Genomic DNA, 1,202 nt, shown 5'->3' with positions numbered 1-1,202 from the left:
CCAGTACATCATCATCCGGCACAGCGGTACGGAGAGCAAGAAAGAGCAAGCCCACCTGCACATACTGGCAAACCGGGTTTCCCTTTCCGGGGAACTGTACCGGGACAACTGGATAGGGAAAAAGGCAACGGAAGCCGCCAATGCCATAGCCAAGGAACGGAACTTTGTACAGTCGCAGGACATTGGCAAAGTCAACAAAGCGGAAATCAAGGAAGCCATGGACGGCGTATTGAAGAAGATGCAGGGCTTTGACTTTACCAAATTCAAGGAAGAACTTGGTAGGAGAGGTTTTAAAGTTCGGGAAGCCAGGGCAAGCACCGGAAAACTTAACGGCTACTACGTCACAGCCCGAAGCGGTACGGAGTATAAGGCGAGCGAGATAGGGAAAGGCTACACTCTCGCCCCTATCGAGCGGACACAAAGCAAACTGAAGTGCAACTCAATGAACATATCTCATGGAAACAAACTCACACCCGGAAGCGGCAGCTTCCAACGTTAAGCAGGGACAGTACAGCCCCCGGAAAAGAAAAGATACAACGCCAAGGGTAAACCCGCAGCTTGCGGTAGAACTGGTGTATCAAGAACTAAAGCGTGTTGAAGTCTATACGAAGCGCATAGAGGACGCAACAGCCCGAAAGGTACAAATAGACGGGAAAAGCCTTGAAAGTGCCGAAAATCGCCTAAAAAACGTGTTGGCGGACTTTGAACGGCAGGGGTACAGAATGAAAAACGGCGGTTATGTGGACAAACGAATTTCGTTCTACTCAATCCTTTGTGCTGTTATCTCCCTATTGTTCGCTTGTTTCATGTGCTATCTTTGGACGGATGCAGCCAAAGACCGGGACAACTACAAGCAGTATTATGAATACTACCAAGAGCAGGCAAGGGAACAAAAGGGGAATAAATAAACATCTAACTTTACGAATTATGGGAACAACGGAACACGAAGAACCCCGGTTCTTCTTCATACTGAACAAGGGTGCGAAGTCCGGCGGCGAAATCACCCATGCCGTCCTAAACGGTAGTATCGTTTCGAAGCCGGCAGGCTGGGACGCCTTTCATGGGCTTGCACTGGCGAGAGAGAAACTAAGCAGCGAGGAAATACAACAGCAGATGAAAGAACTTGGTGTAGAAATGGAAATCGTTCCTCTGATTTGACAAGATTACCCGGAGTGTTTCAGCCGGGTAATCTTGTTTCTTAT

3 protein-coding genes are annotated in these 1,202 nt (G+C 48.7%); all 3 read left to right on the top strand.

Annotation, left to right across the window (positions count from 1 at the left end; translation table 11 throughout):
* Positions 1–499 (top strand): relaxase/mobilization nuclease domain-containing protein (locus AB5754_RS12655; protein ID WP_368259638.1); only part of this gene is annotated, 499 nt, incomplete at its 5' end.
* The gene (gene mbpC / locus AB5754_RS12650; protein ID WP_004295511.1) at positions 456–908 is read left to right on the top strand and encodes a mobilization protein MbpC; all 453 of its coding nucleotides are present in this window, start codon (positions 456–458) and stop codon (positions 906–908) included. The genes AB5754_RS12655 and mbpC, both read left to right, overlap by 44 nt.
* Positions 909–927: 19 nt before the next feature.
* The gene (locus AB5754_RS12645; RefSeq protein ID WP_004295510.1) at positions 928–1,158 is read left to right on the top strand and encodes a hypothetical protein; all 231 of its coding nucleotides are present in this window, start codon (positions 928–930) and stop codon (positions 1,156–1,158) included.
* Positions 1,159–1,202 lie beyond the last annotated feature (44 nt).

The organism is Enterococcus sp. 2201sp1_2201st1_C11_2201SCRN_220225, from assembly GCF_040925905.1.
GTDB lineage: Bacteria > Bacillota > Bacilli > Lactobacillales > Enterococcaceae > Enterococcus_C > Enterococcus_C asini_A.
The sequence above is the reverse complement of the archived record's forward strand: the minus strand, read 5'-3'. Positions and strand labels throughout refer to the sequence as shown.

Bases quoted from the DNA above. Each gene is read 5' to 3' on its own strand.
- mbpC (WP_004295511.1), top strand. From the start codon at position 456: ATGGAAACAAACTCACACCCGGAAGCGGCAGCTTCCAACGTTAAGCAG.
- AB5754_RS12645 (WP_004295510.1), top strand. From the start codon at position 928: ATGGGAACAACGGAACACGAAGAACCCCGGTTCTTCTTCATACTGAAC.